Raw genomic sequence first — 16,907 nt, 5'->3', positions numbered from 1 at the left:
GTGCACTGGGTCGGTGTGACTTCTGGTCGGTACTGACTTTGGCGCGGGCACGGCAGGCGGGCCCCACCGCAACGGCCATCGTAAGCGAGGACCCAGCCGCCACGGGAGGTCCGTCCTCACGAAGCCGCCCCGTCCCGCACAAGGTGAACGCCCGGCACGCGCCGAAGGTGCCGGGCGGTACTCGAAATGTGTTCGCCCGCGGCGCGCGGCCCGAGGACAATCCGGCCATGGAACCCTTTGTGCTCACCACGGACCGCCTGGAACTGCGTCCCTTCGGCCCCGGGGACACCGACGAGGTGTTCCGGACCGTCCAGGACCCCGACATTCTGCGCTGGACGTCGATTCCCTCGCCGTACCGCCGCGAGGACGCCGTCCATTTCGTCGAGCGGATCTCGGGCGAAGGCCTGCGCACCGCGTCGGGCTTCCATTTCGCGGTACGCGCGCGTGGCGGCGGTCCGCTGCTGGCCGCGGTCGGCGTGGGCGTGCACCTCCCGCCGGGCGTCTGGGAACTCGGTTTCTGGACCGCCAAGGAGCACCGCCGGCGTGGTTACGTCACCGAGGCCGCGGCCGAGGTGGTCCGCTGGGCACTCACCACGCTGCCCGTGGACCGGCTGCTGTGGCGGGCCGAGGTCGGCAACGAGCCCTCGCGCACCGTCGCCGTCCGGCTCGGCTTCACCATGGAGGGCGTCGCACGCGCGGGCACTCTCCACCAGGGCACGGCCCGCGACGCCTGGACGGGCTCGCTGCTCCCCTCGGACCTGGGCCTGCCGGGCCCGCATCTCTACCTCCCGGCCGGCGGGGGCGGCGCTCTGCGGGGCGGAGCGAACACCCCGCCTCCGGCCGCCGCGGAGGCCGCTCCTGCGGACCGCCCGGGTGCCGCCGCCCAGCCCGGCAGCAAGATCGTTCCGGGCCCGGATGTCAGTGTCTCCCTCTAGTCTTTCGTCATGACCCTCCAGCCGCCCTCCGCCGTCGCCCTCTCTGCCGACGAAGCACGCCGAATCGCTCTGCGCGCCCAGGGGTTCATGGGTGCGCCGGACCGCCGCGCCGGAGTGCGCGGGGTACTGCGCCACCTGGGCGCCGTGCAGCTGGACACGATCTCCGTGCTGGCCCGCTCGCACGAGCTCATCCCGTACGCGCGCCTGGGCGCGGTGGACCGCAGGACCGTCGAGTCCGCCTACTGGGCCGCCGACGGCGAGGAGGCGCACGCCTTCGAGTACTGGTCGCACGCGGCCTGCATCCTGCCTGTCGAGGAGTGGCCGCACTTCGCCTTCCGCCGTCGCGCCTACCGCGCCCGCCCCCAGTGGCACCACGAGCTGACGGACGGGGCGTACAAGCGCGTCATCGACCAGCTGCGCACCGAGGGCCCCCTCACGGCAACGGAACTGGGCGGCGCGAAGAACGGCGGGGAGTGGTGGGACTGGTCGGAGTCCAAGGTCGCCGTCGAGCGCGCCCTGATGTACGGCGACGTGGTCTGCACCGGCCGGCGCAGCTGGAAGCGGGTCTACGACCTGGCCGAGCGCGCCATCCCCGCCGCCCTCCAGCACGACGCCCTCTCCGACACGGAGTGCGTGCGCCGGCTGGTGGCGCTCGCGGGCCGCTCCCTGGGGGTCGGCACGCGGGAGGACATCGCCGATTACCACCGGCTGAAAAACGCCCAGGTGGACGCCGTGATCGCGGACTCGGGTCTGGTTCCGGTCGAAGTGGAGGGCTGGGGCAGGCGGGCCTGGGCGGACCCGGAGGCTCTGGCCACGGTCCCGCGCGGACGCCACCGCACGACGCTGCTCTCGCCGTTCGACTCGTTGATCTGGGACCGTCCGCGCACCGAGCGCGTCTTCGGCTTCACCCACCGTCTGGAGGCGTACGTCCCCAAGCCCAAGCGCGTCCACGGATACTTCGCGATGCCACTGCTGTCCGGCGGCCGGCTGCTCGGCCGCGTCGACCCGGCCCGCGAGGGCAGCACCCTGGTCGCCCGCCAGATCTCGCTGGAGTCGGCGAAGGCGGTACCCGCGATGGCGAAGGCCCTGTGGGAGGCCGCCTCCTGGGTCGGCTGCACGGAGGTACGGGTGGACCGCACCACCCCCGCCGCACTGCACACACCCCTGCTGGAGGCACTCGGCCACTGACCGGCGCTCGCCCTCCGGCTCCGCCCCCGCCCTCAGCTGCGGCATCGGCGCCAACGCCGGGTTGAGCCTGCGCGTGGGCGTGGGCACGGACCCCCAACGGGTCCCCGCCTCAGCGGATTTCGAGGATCTTCTCCCGCATCGCGTAGACCACGGCTTCCATCCGGGAGTGCAACTGGAGCTTCTCCAGGATGTTGCGCACATGGTTCTTCACGGTGTTCTCCGAGATGAACAGTTCCTTGGCGATGTCCCGGTTGTTCATGCCGGTGGCGACCAGCTTGAGCACTTCCAGCTCGCGGTCGGTGAGCCGGGGCGCGGGCACCAGTCTGCGTTCGTCGGAGCGCTGGATCATTGACTTGAATTCGGTGAGCAGCTTCGACGCCATGGAGGGGCTGATCTGCGACTGCCCGTCGGCCACCGCCCGGATCGCCGTGGACACCTCGTCCGTGGAGATCTCCTTCAGCAGGTATCCCGTGGCCCCCGCCTTGATCGCGTCGTAGAGGTCGGCCTCCTCGTCGCTGATCGTCAGCATGATGATTTTCGCGCTCGGAGCCACCTCCTTGATGGCGGTGCACGCCTCGATCCCGCCCCTCTTGGGCATCCGCACGTCCATCAACACGATGTCCGGCAGCAGATCGGCGGCCTTGTCCACGGCCTCCGCGCCGTCCCCCGCCTCGCCGACGACCTGGATGTCCTCCTCCTGGGCCAGGACGATCTCAAGACCCCGGCGGAAGAGCGCGTGATCATCCACCACGAGCACCCTGATGGGCTCCTTGCGGGACCCGCTCGTGTCCGCGTCCCCGTCCGCGTCGGCCACGCGGCCGACGCCCCGGGCGTAGTCGCCGCCGTGCACCGGACCGAAGCTGTCCGCCATCGTTCCTCCCCCTGAGGCCATGGCCCGAAGTTCATGTGCTGCGCCAACCACAGTCCGCAGAGCACTTCTTGACGTTCGGTGACATGATTCCATGCCCCGGAGCCGGAGCGTTCGCTTCAGGACGCACGTGGCGGTGCCCCCGGAGGCGCGCAGGCTCTCCGGGGGCACCACCGTCAGGTGGTACGGCGCTCGGGGCGCCGTCGTTCAGCGGCTACCCGCCGAGGGCACCGCCGGCCCCGCCGACCTCCGACTCGGCCAGAGGGTCCGTGTCCAGGTGGATGACTCCGTAGTCGTACGCGTGCCGCCGGTAGACGACACTGGGCTGCTTCGTCTCCGCGTCGACGAAGAGGTAGAAGTCGTGCCCGACCAGCTCCATCTCGTAGAGCGCCTGGTCGAGGGACATGGGGGCGGCGACGTGGTTCTTCTCGCGGACCACCAGCGGGCCGTCGCCCTGCACTTCGAGCGAGCCGATCTTCTTGGTGGGGACCGACGCGTCCGACTCGGCGTGGTCCACGGCGAGTTGACCGTCGCCGTCGATGGTCGCCGCGTCGGGTACCGTCGATCCGACTTCTGCCGCGGTCAGCCTGCCGCTGCCGCGACGGGTGTGGCGCTTGTCGTGCTGCTTGCGCAGCCGCGCCTCCAGCTTTCCGGTTGCCAGGTCGAGCGCCGCGTAGGCGTCGCCCGCCGATGCCTCTGCCCGAATGACGGGGCCTCGCCCGTGGACCGTGATCTCCACCCGGTCCGAACGGTCGGCCTGCCGCGGGTTGGGCTCCTTGGACACCTCCACGTCGAGGCTGATCACCTTGCCGTCGAGCTTCTGGATCCTCTCCAGCTTGAGCTTCTCCGCCACGTGCTTGCGGAAACGCTCGGGTACCTCTGTCTTGCGGCCCTTGACGACGATGTCCACGCAGAACTCCGTTCCCGGATTGCTCCGCTCAGTGGCGGAGCGACTCCCTCTTGCACCAGACTCCGGCTCGTCCCGAAGTCTCGGACTTGGCGACTTCACCTCCTCCTCCCCCGTCGGGAAGATCCACACCCCCATTTCGGGGTGCGAGGGAAAACCTGAAGCACGGCAGTGCAATAAGTGAGGCACAGCAACTGCATTTCCTCACTTCCGAACATATCTCGCCCGGACGGGTGTCGGCACCCGCTACCGCCGTATACCTCCGTTCAGGTGGATTATCCCTCTCACCACCTGCAACGATGCAAGTTCCCGTTCAGTTCCAGTTTATTTCGAAAGATTTCGGTGGTGCCGCGACAACCGCGGCGGCGAGACCGGGAAATCCACCCTTCCCGGGCCCCTGTCTCCCGGCTGTACCGGGCCCCGGTCTCCCGCCCGCCCGGGTCACCGGTCTCCCGGTCGCCCCGATCACCCGGGCCGCCTCGACGAGCGAGGCCCCGGTGGTCATCAGGTCGTCCACCAGCACCACCTTGCCGTCGGCCAGCAGCTTCCTGCCACCGGTCACCAGGTCCAGGGCACCGGCCAGGTTCGACAGCCGCTCCCTGGCACCCAGCCCCGTCTGATCACCCACCGCACGCCGCTGCCGCAGCACCGGTGCGACACGCGCCGGCGTACCTCCCCGGCGCAGCTCACCGGCCGCCGCGAGGGCGATCCGCCGTGCGGGGTCGTGCCCCCGGGCGCCGACCGAGCGGCGCGCGGACGGCACAGGCACCAGTACGAGCTCCCGGGTCTCCACTGCCGGATCACCTACCCGCAGGCCCGGCGAATACGCCACCGCAGCCCCAGCGGTCACCGCGCCGCGCACCGCCCGCGCCAACGCGACCCCCAGCGGACGCGCCAGCCCCAGCGCACCCCGCTCCTTGTGCGCGAGCAGCACCGCGCGCGGTGCGTCCTCGTACCGGGCCGCCGCGTACACGGCCGGCAGCCCGGCTGGCTCGGGCATCGGGCGCACCCGTCCCGGCGTCCTCCCGTACAGCTCTCCGGCGCACCGTGCGCACACCCCCGAAGGCTCCCGCGGCCTGCCGCAGCCGCCGCAGGCCATCGGCAGCACCAGACCGGCGAATTCCCGCCACCATCCCCGTAGTTCCCCCATGCCCACCACTGTGCGCGGGAGGCACCGACTCCGCCACCCCTGTGGAAAACACTCAGGACACCCTCCCCTGCCCTGTGGAAAACCAGGAGCCGGGCCGGTTCCGGCAGCGGGGCCGCCCTATCCGGGATAGAACGGCAGCGAGCCCTCGCCCTCCCGGACGACCGTCTTCCAGTTGGCCCCCGGTGGCAGCCGTACGATCCCGTCGTCCTTGGACTGCGCCAGCAGCGGCAGTTGTTCCAGGTCCGAGGCGGCGACCGCGGTGACCTGGTTGGCTCCGGGCAGCAGTCCCTCCGCGGAGGTGGAGCCGTCCGTCTGGACGTACCGCATCTGCTGCACCCCGCCGGCCTCCCGTCCCACCACGACCAGCCGGCTGTGCCCGGCCCAGGAGACGGCCGTCACCTCCTCCATCTTCGGTGCGGCGGCGCGCAGTTCGGCGACCGTGATGTCTGGGTTGTCCGGGGTGCCGCGGCGCTCCACCCGGCCGATCCTGAGCGTGCGGCGGCCCTTGTCGTCCTTCACGAGCAGCGCGATCCGCACCCCGTCCGCCGCCACCCGCAGCGAGTCGACCTGCCCGCCCACGGTGCCCACGATCTTCACTTCCTGCGGCTTGCCCTTGCCGTCCACCATGCGCAGCAGCCGGGGGTTGGCCGCGTCCCGGTCCGCGACCCACAGGTCGCCCCGGCCGTCCCAGCTCGGCGTGGACAGCGGATCCTTCGACTTGGCACTGCTGGTGTAGCGCGTCTCGTACTTGCTGCCGGCCGCGATCGGTGCGACGTACAGGTGGCGCCCGTCCATCGAGACGCCGGCCGCGTGGTTCTCGTCGCGCGAGACCGCAGCCGACCGCAGCCGCGGCTGGGTGCCGCCGAGCGCCCCCGGCACCGCCTGCGCCTCCTCGCGCTCCGCGTTGCTGCGCATCTGCACGAGCCGCTGGTCGCCGTCCAGGAAGTACTGGTAGTCGGGGGCCCGCACGGTGCTCTCGGGCACGTAGCCGCCGGCCTGGTCGCCGCTCAGGACGCACAGCGGGGAGAGGTCGTCGTTCTGTATCTCCACCTGGTCGATCCGCGCGGAGGCCGTCAGGTCCCGCAAGGTGAAGAGCAGTTGGGCCGCCATGTCCCGGCAGCGCTTCGGGGTGACGTTCGCACCCTTGGCGTTGAGCGGCACCTTGAGCGAATTGTGGTCCCCGAAGGTGAGCGTCCTGACGCCGTCCTTGAGCGCGGCGTTGCTGGTGAAGCTCGAATCGACCACCGGGCTCAGCCAGTTGGACGGGCCGTCCATCAGCGCCTTGACCGCCTGCGCCACCGGGTCGAGCCTGGTCTGCGGGTCCGTCCGCTTCCGTACGTACACGGGATCGGCGACGAGCCAGCGCTGCCCGGCGTCGTCGGTGGCCGACTTCGGCCCGAAGTAGTACTTGTTGACGGGGCGGAAGATGCGCTGGAAGTCCGACTCCCCGAGCACCAGCCCCTCCGGCGGCGAGCCGATCCGCCACTCGCCGACGTCCTGCTTGTTGTCCGGGTTCTTCTCTCTGACCAGGTGCAGCGGCTGGTCGTACCGCTTCGCCTCGGCCCGGAAGGAGCTCTGGGCGTCGAGGTACGCGACCTGCTGCCCGGCGAGCGAGAAGGCGGGGGTGCCGCCGTTGTGCTTGGAGGAGGTGTCCTCCCTGGCCGGTGCCACGGCCAGAATCGTGGTGACCGTCCCCGGATGCCAGTCCTTCGAGGCACTCTTGGTCAAGTACTTGCGGGCGGTGTCGAACCCGGGGTCGTCACTGGTCATCGCCTCCAGGAAACCGTCCACGATCTCCTCGGGCCGGGCCCCGGAACGCGGCGGCACGCTGTAGACGCGTACCTGCGAGTCGACCCGCTGCGACGCCTTCACCGAGCGCACCTCGCCCTGGTCGGGCATCGAACCGCAGCCGGCCGCGGCGAGCAGCAGGGCACATGCCCCGAGGGCCGCCGCCCTGCGGACCCGCGCCCGGCCACCGCGCAGGTCCCGGCCACTGCTGCGGCCACTGCTGCCCGGGGCCGGGTCGCTCCAGCGCCCCTCGGTGTCCGGGCCGCTCACCGTGCCGCTGTTCACGCTGCCACCACGCTCAACGCCCACGGGGGGTGTCCTCCCGGTCCCTGTCCTGCGGCCCACGACCGCTGCCGTGCCCGTTCCCACTGCCACTGCCGCTGCCACCGCCGAGCTCGCCGCCGTCGCGTGCGCTGCTGCGGCCGCCGTCGCCTGTGCCCTTGCCGTGTGCGTCACCAGCTCCGGCCGCCCCGTCGCCGTTCTGTTGCGGCTCGTCCCCCGGCCGCCGGGACACCACCCGTGAGCCGCTGCCCGGGAGTGCCGTCGGGTCCGCCGGTACGGCGGTCGCGCGGAGCTGAGGTATCGGACCGGTGCCCCGCTCGCCCCTCGGCTGTACGGGCACGGTGGCCATGCGCGTGTTGCCGCCGCCGTCCGTGCCGTCGGCCGGCGCATCGCTCACGCGCGCGCGTGAGCGTCGTGAGTCCTCCGGCTCCAGCGGTATCGGCGAACCGCGCAACGGCTCGTCGGCCGTACGCGGCAGGGTCAGCCGGAACTGCGAGCCACCACCCGGCTCGCCCCACGCCTGCAGCCATCCACCGTGCAGCCGGGCGTCCTCGACGGCGATCGACAGGCCGAGCCCCGTACCGCCGGTGGTACGCGCGCGTGCCGGGTCCGCCCGCCAGAAGCGGCTGAACACCCGCGTCGCCTCGCCGGGCTTCAGCCCGACCCCGTAGTCCCGTACTGCCACCGCCACGGCGCCGCCGGCCGATCCCAGCCGTACCACCACGTCGCGTCCCTCGCCGTGCTCCACGGCGTTGACCACCAGGTTGCGCAGCACCCGCTCGACCCGCCGGGCGTCCGCCTCCACCACCACGGACTGTTCGTCCCCGACGACCCGGATCACTGTCCCCTTGCGCTCGGCCAGCGGTTCGGCCGCGTCGATCACCCGTCGTACGACCTCGCGCAGATCTATCGGCTCGGCCTCCAGCGCGGCGGCTCCCGCGTCGAACCGGCTGATCTCCAGCAGATCCGCGAGCAGCGACTCGAAACGGTCGATCTGCCCGACCAGCAGCTCCGCGGAACGCTCGGTGACCGGGTCGAAGTCGCTCTTGGCGTCGTGGATGACATCGGCGGCCATCCGCACGGTCGTCAGCGGCGTCCGCAGCTCGTGCGACACGTCGGAGACGAAGCGCCGCTGCATCCGCGACAGGTCCTCCAGCTGCTGGATCTTCAGCTGGAGGTTCTGCGCCATCTTGTTGAAGGCTTCACCGAGCCTGGCGATGTCGTCCTCGCCGGTGACCTTCATCCGCTCCTGGAGGCGCCCCGCGGACAGCCTCTCGGCGACCCCCGCCGCCATCCGTACGGGCGTGACGACCTGGCGCACCACCAGCCAGGCGATGGCCCCGAGCAGGACGACCACGAACAGTCCGGCCGTCGTCAGCGTATTGGTGACGACCTTCAGCGACGCCTCCTCCTGTGCGAGCGGGAAGAGGTAGTAGAGCTGGTAGGGCTGCCCGCTCACGTCGTTGAGCCGCTTGCCCACGATCAGGCCGGGCTCGGACGGCTGGGCGTCGTTGCTGTACACGATCCTTACGTACGTCTGGTAGGCCTCGGCGCCCTTGTCCACCTCGCTGCGCAGCTCCTGCGGCACGCTGGCGAGGGGGTCGACGCCACCGGAGGCGCGGGGGCCCGGCTGGGTCGTCTCCTCGTCCGAGGCGGAGCTCAGCGCGACCACGTTGAAGGCCTTCTGGCCGCCACTGGCCAGCAGTTCCACCAGGTCGGAGCGCCAGTTGGCGGCATTGCGGGCCGCCCTCTTGTCGGCGGTGTCGCCGTCCTGGCCGTCCGGGACGACGGGGGTACTGGCCCGCTCCTGGGCCACCGAGAACCCGCCGCGGGCCTGGTTCTGGGCCGCCTCCATCTTGGAGTTGAGCAGCCCGTTGCGTACGGCACTGATGACGACGAAGCCGAGCAGCAGCACCACACCGAGCGACATCAGCAGGGTCGCCGCGACGACCCGCAGCTGGATGTTGCGCCGCCACAGCCGCACGGCGGGCAGCAGCGGACGCCGCACCAGCCGTACGACCAGGCGCAGCACGGGGCCGCCGGGCGCCCCGTCCTGGAGCAGCCGGCCGCCGTTCAGCAGCCGGCCGATCCTGGACGTACCGCGCTCGGTTCCGGCAGGGCGCTCCGTGGGGCTGCCCGGCTCCCCGGGCCTCGGAGCAGCACTGCCTCGCTTCATGTCAGTTCGGTCCGGCCTTGTAGCCCACGCCGCGCACGGTCACGACGATCTCGGGGCGCTCCGGGTCCTTCTCGACCTTGGAACGCAGTCGCTGGACATGGACATTGACCAGCCGGGTGTCCGCCGCGTGGCGGTACCCCCAGACCTGCTCCAGCAGCACCTCGCGGGTGAACACCTGCCAGGGCTTGCGGGCGAGCGCGACCAGCAGGTCGAACTCCAGCGGGGTCAGTGCGATCGACTGCCCCTCCCGCTTCACCGAATGACCGGCCACATCGATGACCAGGTCACCTATGGCCAGCTGCTCCGGCGCGGGTTCCTCCGACCTCCTCAGCCTCGCCCGGATCCGGGCGACGAGCTCCTTGGGCTTGAACGGCTTGACGATGTAGTCGTCGGCGCCGGATTCCAGTCCGACCACCACATCGACGGTGTCGCTCTTCGCCGTAAGCATCACGATCGGCACCCCGGACTCGGCCCGGATCAGTCGGCAGACTTCGATGCCGTCCCGTCCGGGCAGCATGAGATCCAGCAGCACCAGGTCCGGCTTGGCCTCCCTGAATGCCGCAAGTGCCTTGTCGCCGTCCGCTACGAACGACGGCTCAAAACCTTCTCCACGCAACACAATGCCGAGCATCTCGGCCAGTGCGGTGTCGTCGTCGACGACAAGGACGCGTCCCTTCATTGAGCCATCATCCCATTAGCTCATCGTCAACCGTCGTGACCTGGCACACAGCTCCGCGAGAGCAGGCCCGGTGACCGGCGAAACAGCGCCCTCCTCGGTGACGATCGCGGTCACCAGCTCGGGGGGTGTCACGTCGAACGCGGGGTTGTACGCCTGGGTCCCCAGGGGTGCGACCGGCAGTCCGCCGCCCCCCTCGGCCCCCCTGCCCGGGAGCCCCCCGGTGAATTCGGTCACTTCGAGCCCGGAACGCTGCTCGACCTCGATGGACGCACCGTCCGGGGTGCCGAGATCCACCGTGGTCAGCGGGGCCACCACGACGAAGGGGACGTGGTGGTACTTCGCCAGCACCGCGAGCGGGTAGCTCCCCACCTTGTTCGCCACCGAGCCGTCCGCCGCGATCCGGTCCGCACCGATCAGCACGGCGTCCACCTCGCCCGCCGCGAACAGGGAGCCCGCCGCGTTGTCGGTGAGCAGGGTGTACGCCATCCGGTGGCGCGCCGCCTCGTACGCGGTGAGCCGGGCGCCCTGAAGGAGGGGCCTGGTCTCGTCCACCCACAGCCGCCGCAGCCCGCCCCTGCGGTGCGCCGCAAGGGCCACGGCGAACGCGGTGCCCTCCCCGCCGGAGACCAGCGCCCCGGTGTTGCAGTGGGTCAGGATGCGGTGACTGCCGCCGGGCAGCAGTTCGTCGAGGAGGGCGAGACCGTGCCGGGCCATCGCCGCGCTCGCCTCGGCGTCCGCCCGGTGCAGTTCCCGGGCGGCGTCCAGCGCGGCAGCGGCGGCGCTCTCCTCACCGGCCCCCTTCTCCCGTGCGGCCCGGTACGCCTCGCTCGCCGCCCGCACTCCGTATCCGAGGTTGACCGCGGTGGGCCGCGCCGCCGCCAGCTGGGCCGCCGCCCCCTCGACGTCGAAACCGCGCCGGGCGGCGAGCGCCACCCCGTACGCCCCCGCGATGCCGAGCAGCGGCGCTCCGCGCACCGCGAGCGTCTGTATCGCCTGCACCAGTGCGGGCACGTCCGTACAGACCAGCTCCACCTCTTCCGCCGGCAGCCGGGTCTGGTCGAGGAGCACTAGTACAGGTCCTTCGGGCGGCTCCTCCCATCGCAACGAGGGTCGCGCGGGCGGTTCTGCGCCCACCGTGCTGTGTGCGTCCTGATCGGCCATCCGTCCAGTCTGCCCCGTACCGCCCCGACATTTGAAGGTGCCAAGAGCGACAAGGAGTCCCCGGGGGCAGGTCCACCGGCCGGTGCCCCATGACACGATGGCTGGCAATCAGCCGCCGCAACCGCGGTCGGGCACCGTGAAGGAGCGACGATGAACGACTCTCCGGGCTGGGCCTCGCCCGGATCCGCCCCCTCCGACGGCCGGCCCCCGGAGAACTCCGGGCCTGCCGAGCCCTCCGACCAGGCATCCGCCTCGAAGTGGTCGAAGGAACAGCCGCCCGCGGGCCAGTGGTCCGCGCCGGGGGCCACTCCCCCGCGCAGCCACGCCCAGACCCCGCCCCGCGACGCGGGTCCCGTGCGGCAGCAGGGCGGCTGGGGTGCTCCCGGCCCCGGCGGCTGGGGCGGCCCGCCGCCCGCGGCGAAGCCCGGCGTGATCCCGCTGCGTCCCCTCGGCGTCGGCGACATCCTGGACGGCGCGGTCTCCACCATGCGCGCCCACTGGCGAACGGTGCTGGGCATCACGCTCACCATCGCCGTTCTCATGCAGATCGCCGACGTGGTGATCCAGCGCTACCTGCTGCCCGCACCGGTCACTGTCGACCGGAACGCGGACCCTTCACAAGCTCTGCGCCAGTCGGTCGACGCTCTGCAGAACTCGCTGCTCAGCCTGGGCCCGACCGCTCTGATCACCCTCATCGGCACCCTGTTCACGACCGCGCTGCTCACCATGGTGGTCAGCCGCTCCGTGCTCGGCCGCCCGGTGACGGCCCGCGATGCCTGGCGCGAGGCGAAGCCCCAGCTGGCGAGGCTGCTCGGGCTCAGCCTGCTGCTGGCCCTCGGCGCCGTCGCGATCATGGCCGCGGGTCTGCTGCCGGGCATTCTGATCGGCTCCGCCGCCGGTGCGCTTCTCAGCGCTTTCGGCGGACTCGCCGCGCTCGTGGTGACGACCTGGCTGCTGGTCCGGTTCTCCCTCGCCCCTCCGGCCCTGATGCTGGAGAGGCAGGCCATCGGCCAGGCGCTGCGCCGCTCGGCGAAGCTGGTGCAGGGATCCTGGTGGCGGATCTTCGGCATCACCCTTCTGACGATGGTGCTGACCGTGGTGGTCTCCATGGTCATCGCGCTTTTCTTCTCGGTCATCGCCCTGCTCGTCGACGGTGACGGCCTCGAGGGCATCCTCACCGGTTCCGCCCCCGAGTTCGGCTGGGGCTTCCTGATCATCAGCGGGATCGGCGCGGTGATTGCCGCGTCCATCACGTACCCCATCTCCGCCGGCGTCACGGTCCTCCTCTACATCGACCAGCGCATCCGCCGCGAGGCCCTCGACCTGGACCTCGCCCGCGCCGCAGGCCTCCCGGGGTACGGCACCGAACAGCCCGCCGACCGCACCCCAGGGAGCTGAGGGGGCTGTGACAGTGACGGGGGCCACTGCCACGACCTGGCGACGACTGCGCGGCGACGGAGACATACCCGTGGACACTCCCCGCGTTCCGGCCCGCGAGGCGGCCGAGCGCGAACTGTCCGACCCGAGGTACCACGAGAACGACCCCAACCTCCTCCAGCGCGCCCTCGACAGCTTCTGGGACTGGCTCGGCAGCCTCTTCGACTCCGCCTCCGGGGCCACCCCCGGAGGCATGCTCGGCCTCGTCGTCGTCTCGGTTGTCGTCGTCCTGCTGCTCCTCGGCCTGTGGTGGCGTCTGGGCACTCCCCGCCGCACCCCTGCCGCCTCGGACGCCCTGTTCGACGACCAGCCCCGGAGCGCCGCCGACCACCGCGCCGCCGCCGAGGCGCACGCCTCCGCCCACCGGTGGAACCCCGCCGTGCAGGAACGGATGCGGGCCGTCGTACGCGCCCTCGAAGAACGCACCCTCCTGGACCCGCGCCCCGGCCGCACCGCCGACGAGGCCGCCGCCGAGGCGGGCCGCTCCCTGCCGGGCCACGCCGCCCGCCTGCGCGCCGCCGCCCGCTCCTTCGACGACGTCACCTACGGCAACCGCACCGCCGACGAAACCGCGTACTTCACCCTGCGCGACCTCGACCTCGACCTCCTCGCCACGAAGCCGTCCCTGTCCGGCACTCCCACTCCCGGCGGAGCCTCCCTGTGACCGCCACGGCCGACAGCCCCACCGCGGTCTCCCCCACCCCCGGCCAGGTGTGGCGGAGAGTCCGGGGCATCCTGCTGGTCCTCGGTGTCCTCCTCGTCGCGGGCCTCGTCATCGCCTCCCTCCGGTCCGGCGGCCAGCACGGCTCTCTCGACCCCCGCTCCTACGACCGCAACGGCAGCCGCGCCACAGCCGAACTCCTCAAGGACCGCGGAGTCACCACCCGAGTCGTCACCACCCTCGCCGAGGCCACCGCCGCAGCAGGCCCGGACACCACCCTCCTCGTCACCTCCCCCAACCTCCTCACCCCCTCCCAGCAGCGTCAACTGCGCACCGCCACCGCCACATCCGGCGGCCGGACCGTCCTCGTAGCCGCAGGCCCTCCCTCCGTCACCGCCCTCGCCCCGGGTGTGCGACCCGAAATGCCCAGTGCCCCTGTCGCCGCCCGCGAGCCCCACTGCACACTGCCCGCCGCAATCGCCGCCGGCTCCGTCGACCTGGGCGGCATCCGCTACTCCAGCGCCGCCTCCCACGACGCCTGTTACCCGGCCGACGGCCGCCCTTCCATGCTCCGCCTCACCGCCCCCTCCGGCGGCGACACCGTCCTTCTCGGCTCCCCCGATCTCCTGCACAACGAGCGTCTCGACCAGCAGGGCAACGCCTCACTCGCCCTCCAACTCCTCGGCTCCCGCCCCGAACTGGTCTGGTACCTCCCCTCCCTCACCGACCCGTCCGCAGCCGAAGGCACCAACCCCGGCAACGGCTCCACGGACGCCACCAGCGGATTCCTCTCCCACATCCCGCCCGGCTGGCTCTGGGGAACCCTGCAACTCGCCCTGGCGGCCCTGCTCGCCGCCGTATGGCGTGCCCGCCGCCTCGGCCCCCTGGTGACCGAACGCCTCCCCGTCGCCATCCGCGCCTCGGAGACCACCGAGGGCCGCGCCCGGCTCTATCTCAAGTCCCACGCACGCGATCGGGCCGCCGCCACCCTGCGCTCCGCGTCCCGGGCCCGCTTGTCCTCCCTCCTCGGCGTCCCCAGCGCCCGGGGCGACTCCCCCGACACCCTGCTGCCTGCCGTCTCCAGCCGTCTTCCCGCCACCCCCAGGGACCTCAACTCCCTCCTCTTCGGCCCCATTCCGTCCGATGACGCCGGCCTCATCCGCCTGGCAGACGAACTCGACGCCCTCGAAAGAGAGGTCCGCGCCTCATGAGCGCCCAGCCCGCAGAGACCCCCGCCGAGCCCTCGGCCGAGTCCCCCGACAGCGCCCGCGCCTCACTCGAAGCGCTGCGCTCCGAGATCGCCAAGGCCGTGGTGGGCCAGGACCCGGCGGTCACGGGCCTCGTCGTCGCCCTCCTCTGCCGGGGTCATGTCCTCCTCGAAGGAGTCCCCGGAGTCGCCAAGACCCTTCTGGTCCGGGCACTGGCCGCTTCCCTCGAACTCGACACCAAGCGCGTCCAGTTCACTCCGGACCTGATGCCGAGCGATGTCACCGGGTCCTTGGTCTACGACTCCCGCAGCTCCGAGTTCTCCTTCCAGCCCGGCCCCGTGTTCACCAACCTCCTGCTCGCCGACGAGATCAACCGCACCCCTCCCAAGACCCAGTCCTCCCTCCTTGAGGCAATGGAGGAACGCCAGGTCACCGTCGACGGCGTCCCTCGCCTCCTCCCCGACCCGTTTCTGGTGGCGGCCACCCAGAACCCCGTCGAGTACGAAGGCACCTATCCCCTTCCCGAAGCCCAGCTGGACCGCTTCCTTCTCAAACTCACCGTCCCTCTCCCCGGCCGCCAGGATGAGATCGACGTCCTGACCCGCCACGCGGAAGGCTTCAATCCCCGGGACCTCCAAGCAGCGGGCCTACGCCCCGTCGCCGGCCCCGCAGACCTGGAAGCCGCCCGGTCCGCCGTCGCCAAGACTTCGGTGTCCCCCGAAATCACCGGCTATGTCGTCGATATCTGCCGCGCCACCCGTGAATCCCCCTCACTGACTCTCGGCGTCTCCCCACGAGGCGCCACCGCCCTGCTGTCCACCGCCCGGGCCTGGGCCTGGCTCACCGGCAGGGACTACGTCACCCCCGACGACGTGAAGGCCCTGGCCCTGCCCACGCTCCGCCACCGCATCCAGCTCCGTCCCGAGGCGGAGATGGAAGGAGTCACGGCCGACTCCGTCATTGCCGCCGTCCTCGCCCACGTCCCCGTCCCCCGCTGAGACGGCGATCATGGCCCTCACCGGACGAGCCGCGCTGCTCGCCGCCCTGGGCTCCCTTCCTGTCGGCGTTCTCGCGCCGAGCTGGACGGGAATCCTCGCGGTCAACGCGCCCCTCACACTCGCAATCATGTGCGACTACGCCCTGGCTGCACCAGTGCGAAAGCTCCAATTCACTCGAAGTGGTGACACATCCGTTCGACTCGGTGAAACTGCCTCCGTCTCGCTGACCATCGCCAATCCCACCCCCCGCCGCCTGCGCGCCGACCTTCGCGACGCCTGGCCGCCCAGCAGCTGGCCGACCGGAGCCGACTTCGCGGCCTCTCGTCACAAGGTGACGGTCCCGTCCGGCGAACGCCAGCGTCTCACCACGCAGTTGCAGCCCACCCGCCGCGGCGACCGCCATGCCCAACGTGTCACTGTCCGCTCGTACGGTCCCATGGGCCTGGCCGCCCGTCAGGCCGGCCACCTGGTCCCGTGGGCGGTCCGTGTCCTGCCGCCCTTCACCAGCCGCAAGCACTTGCCGTCGAAGCTGGCCAGGCTCCGCGAGCTCGACGGCCGTACCAGCGTGCTGACACGCGGCGAGGGCACCGAGTTCGACAGCCTCCGCGAGTACGTGCCCGGCGACGACACCCGGTCCATCGACTGGCGTGCAACCGCGCGCCAGAACACGGTCGCCGTACGCACCTGGCGGCCCGAACGGGACCGCCACATCCTGCTGGTCCTGGACACCGGCCGCACTTCCGCGGGCCGCGTGGGTGATGTTCCGCGACTCGACGCCTCCATGGACGCCGCGCTGCTTCTCGCCGCGCTCGCCTCGCGTGCCGGCGACCGCGTCGACCTCCTGGCGTACGACCGCAACACCCGGGCGCAGGTCCAGGGCCGCTCCGCCGGAGAACTCCTGCCGGCGATGGTCAACTCCCTCGCGACGCTCGAGCCCGAGCTGATCGAAACGGATTCCCGTGGCATGGTCTCCGCGGCGCTGAGGAGCGCACCCCGCCGCTCTCTCGTCGTTCTGCTCACCAGCCTCGAATCAGCACCGGTGGAAGAGGGACTTCTTCCCGTACTGCCCCAGCTCACGCAACGCCATACGGTACTGGTGGCCTCCGTCGCCGATCCCCACGTCGCGGAAATGGCTTGTGCCCGCGGGTCGGCACAGGCCGTCTACGAGGCCGCTGCTGGAACCCAGGCACAGGAACAGCGTCGCCGCACGGCCGAGAAACTCCAGCGCAACGGGGTCACCGTCGTGGACGCGACCCCTGACAGTCTCGCTCCTGCCCTGGCCGACGCCTATCTGGCCCTCAAAGCCGCCGGCCGCCTCTGAAACCGGTGCTCCGGATAAGGGCAGCTCTTCCCTTCGCCGGAGTACGGCCGGTAAACGCAGAAGAGCCCCGTACCGGTATCCCCGGTACGGGGCTCTTCGCAATGATTGTTCGGCGGCGTCCTACTCTCCCACAGGGTCCCCCCTGCAG

14 protein-coding genes are annotated in these 16,907 nt (G+C 71.4%); 7 read left to right on the top strand and 7 right to left on the bottom strand.

Translation table 11 applies throughout. The annotated features are described in order from the left end of the window. Positions 1–227 precede the first annotated feature (227 nt). Together ACFWVV_RS35695 and ACFWVV_RS35690 are read left to right on the top strand one after the other, a co-directional pair. A complete protein-coding gene (locus tag ACFWVV_RS35695; RefSeq protein WP_384357986.1) occupies positions 228–935 on the top strand; it encodes a GNAT family N-acetyltransferase in 708 nt (235 codons plus the stop codon). Positions 936–944: 9 nt separating this feature from the next. After that, positions 945–2,123, top strand: coding sequence for a winged helix-turn-helix domain-containing protein (locus ACFWVV_RS35690; RefSeq protein ID WP_384357988.1), 1,179 nt, complete (start codon positions 945–947; stop codon positions 2,121–2,123). 109 nt (positions 2,124–2,232) lie between these two features. Here ACFWVV_RS35690 and ACFWVV_RS35685 read toward each other — a convergent pair whose 3' ends face one another. The 7 genes from ACFWVV_RS35685 to mtnA all read right to left on the bottom strand — a co-directional run bounded on the left by ACFWVV_RS35685 (position 2,233) and on the right by mtnA (position 11,134). Next, positions 2,233–2,994 (bottom strand): response regulator, encoded by a 762-nt coding sequence (locus ACFWVV_RS35685; RefSeq protein ID WP_384357990.1) that lies wholly within the window; start codon positions 2,992–2,994, stop codon positions 2,233–2,235. A gap of 211 nt (positions 2,995–3,205) precedes the next feature. Continuing rightward, positions 3,206–3,901: a ribosome hibernation-promoting factor, HPF/YfiA family gene (gene hpf / locus ACFWVV_RS35680; RefSeq protein ID WP_384357992.1), complete on the bottom strand. Its 696-nt coding sequence runs from the start codon at positions 3,899–3,901 to the stop codon at positions 3,206–3,208. 310 nt (positions 3,902–4,211) lie between these two features. Then, the gene (locus ACFWVV_RS35675) at positions 4,212–5,048 is read right to left on the bottom strand and encodes a ComF family protein (protein ID WP_384357994.1); all 837 of its coding nucleotides are present in this window, start codon (positions 5,046–5,048) and stop codon (positions 4,212–4,214) included. Between the two features lie 117 nt (positions 5,049–5,165). Continuing rightward, entirely contained in the window at positions 5,166–6,947 is a 1,782-nt protein-coding gene (locus ACFWVV_RS35670; protein ID WP_384358010.1) for an LpqB family beta-propeller domain-containing protein, read from the bottom strand. A gap of 187 nt (positions 6,948–7,134) precedes the next feature. Further along, positions 7,135–9,294, bottom strand: a complete 2,160-nt coding sequence (gene mtrB / locus ACFWVV_RS35665; RefSeq protein ID WP_384357996.1) for an MtrAB system histidine kinase MtrB — start codon at positions 9,292–9,294, stop codon at positions 7,135–7,137. A gap of 1 nt (position 9,295) precedes the next feature. Further along, positions 9,296–9,973 (bottom strand): two-component system response regulator MtrA, encoded by a 678-nt coding sequence (gene mtrA, locus ACFWVV_RS35660; protein WP_185031656.1) that lies wholly within the window; start codon positions 9,971–9,973, stop codon positions 9,296–9,298. 15 nt (positions 9,974–9,988) lie between these two features. Beyond that, positions 9,989–11,134, bottom strand: a complete 1,146-nt coding sequence (gene mtnA / locus ACFWVV_RS35655; RefSeq protein ID WP_384357998.1) for an S-methyl-5-thioribose-1-phosphate isomerase — start codon at positions 11,132–11,134, stop codon at positions 9,989–9,991. Positions 11,135–11,284: 150 nt separating this feature from the next. Between mtnA and ACFWVV_RS35650 the strand changes: the two genes are divergently transcribed. The 5 genes from ACFWVV_RS35650 to ACFWVV_RS35630 are packed head-to-tail and all read left to right on the top strand — an operon-like array spanning position 11,285 to position 16,759. Next, a complete protein-coding gene (locus tag ACFWVV_RS35650; RefSeq protein ID WP_384358000.1) occupies positions 11,285–12,532 on the top strand; it encodes a glycerophosphoryl diester phosphodiesterase membrane domain-containing protein in 1,248 nt (415 codons plus the stop codon). A gap of 7 nt (positions 12,533–12,539) precedes the next feature. Beyond that, on the top strand, positions 12,540–13,235 hold the full coding sequence (locus ACFWVV_RS35645) for a DUF4129 domain-containing protein (protein ID WP_384358002.1): 696 nt from the start codon (positions 12,540–12,542) through the stop codon (positions 13,233–13,235). Beyond that, complete coding sequence (locus tag ACFWVV_RS35640) at positions 13,232–14,443, top strand: DUF4350 domain-containing protein (protein ID WP_384358004.1); 1,212 nt, start codon at positions 13,232–13,234, stop codon at positions 14,441–14,443. Before ACFWVV_RS35645 ends, ACFWVV_RS35640 begins: the two co-directional genes overlap by 4 nt. After that, positions 14,440–15,438 (top strand): AAA family ATPase, encoded by a 999-nt coding sequence (locus ACFWVV_RS35635; RefSeq protein ID WP_384358006.1) that lies wholly within the window; start codon positions 14,440–14,442, stop codon positions 15,436–15,438. Before ACFWVV_RS35640 ends, ACFWVV_RS35635 begins: the two co-directional genes overlap by 4 nt. Before the next feature lie 10 nt (positions 15,439–15,448). Continuing rightward, complete coding sequence (locus tag ACFWVV_RS35630; protein ID WP_384358008.1) at positions 15,449–16,759, top strand: DUF58 domain-containing protein; 1,311 nt, start codon at positions 15,449–15,451, stop codon at positions 16,757–16,759. Positions 16,760–16,907 lie beyond the last annotated feature (148 nt).

The organism is Streptomyces sp. NPDC058663, from assembly GCF_042716745.1.
GTDB lineage: Bacteria > Actinomycetota > Actinomycetes > Streptomycetales > Streptomycetaceae > Streptomyces.
The sequence above is the reverse complement of the archived record's forward strand: the minus strand, read 5'-3'. Positions and strand labels throughout refer to the sequence as shown.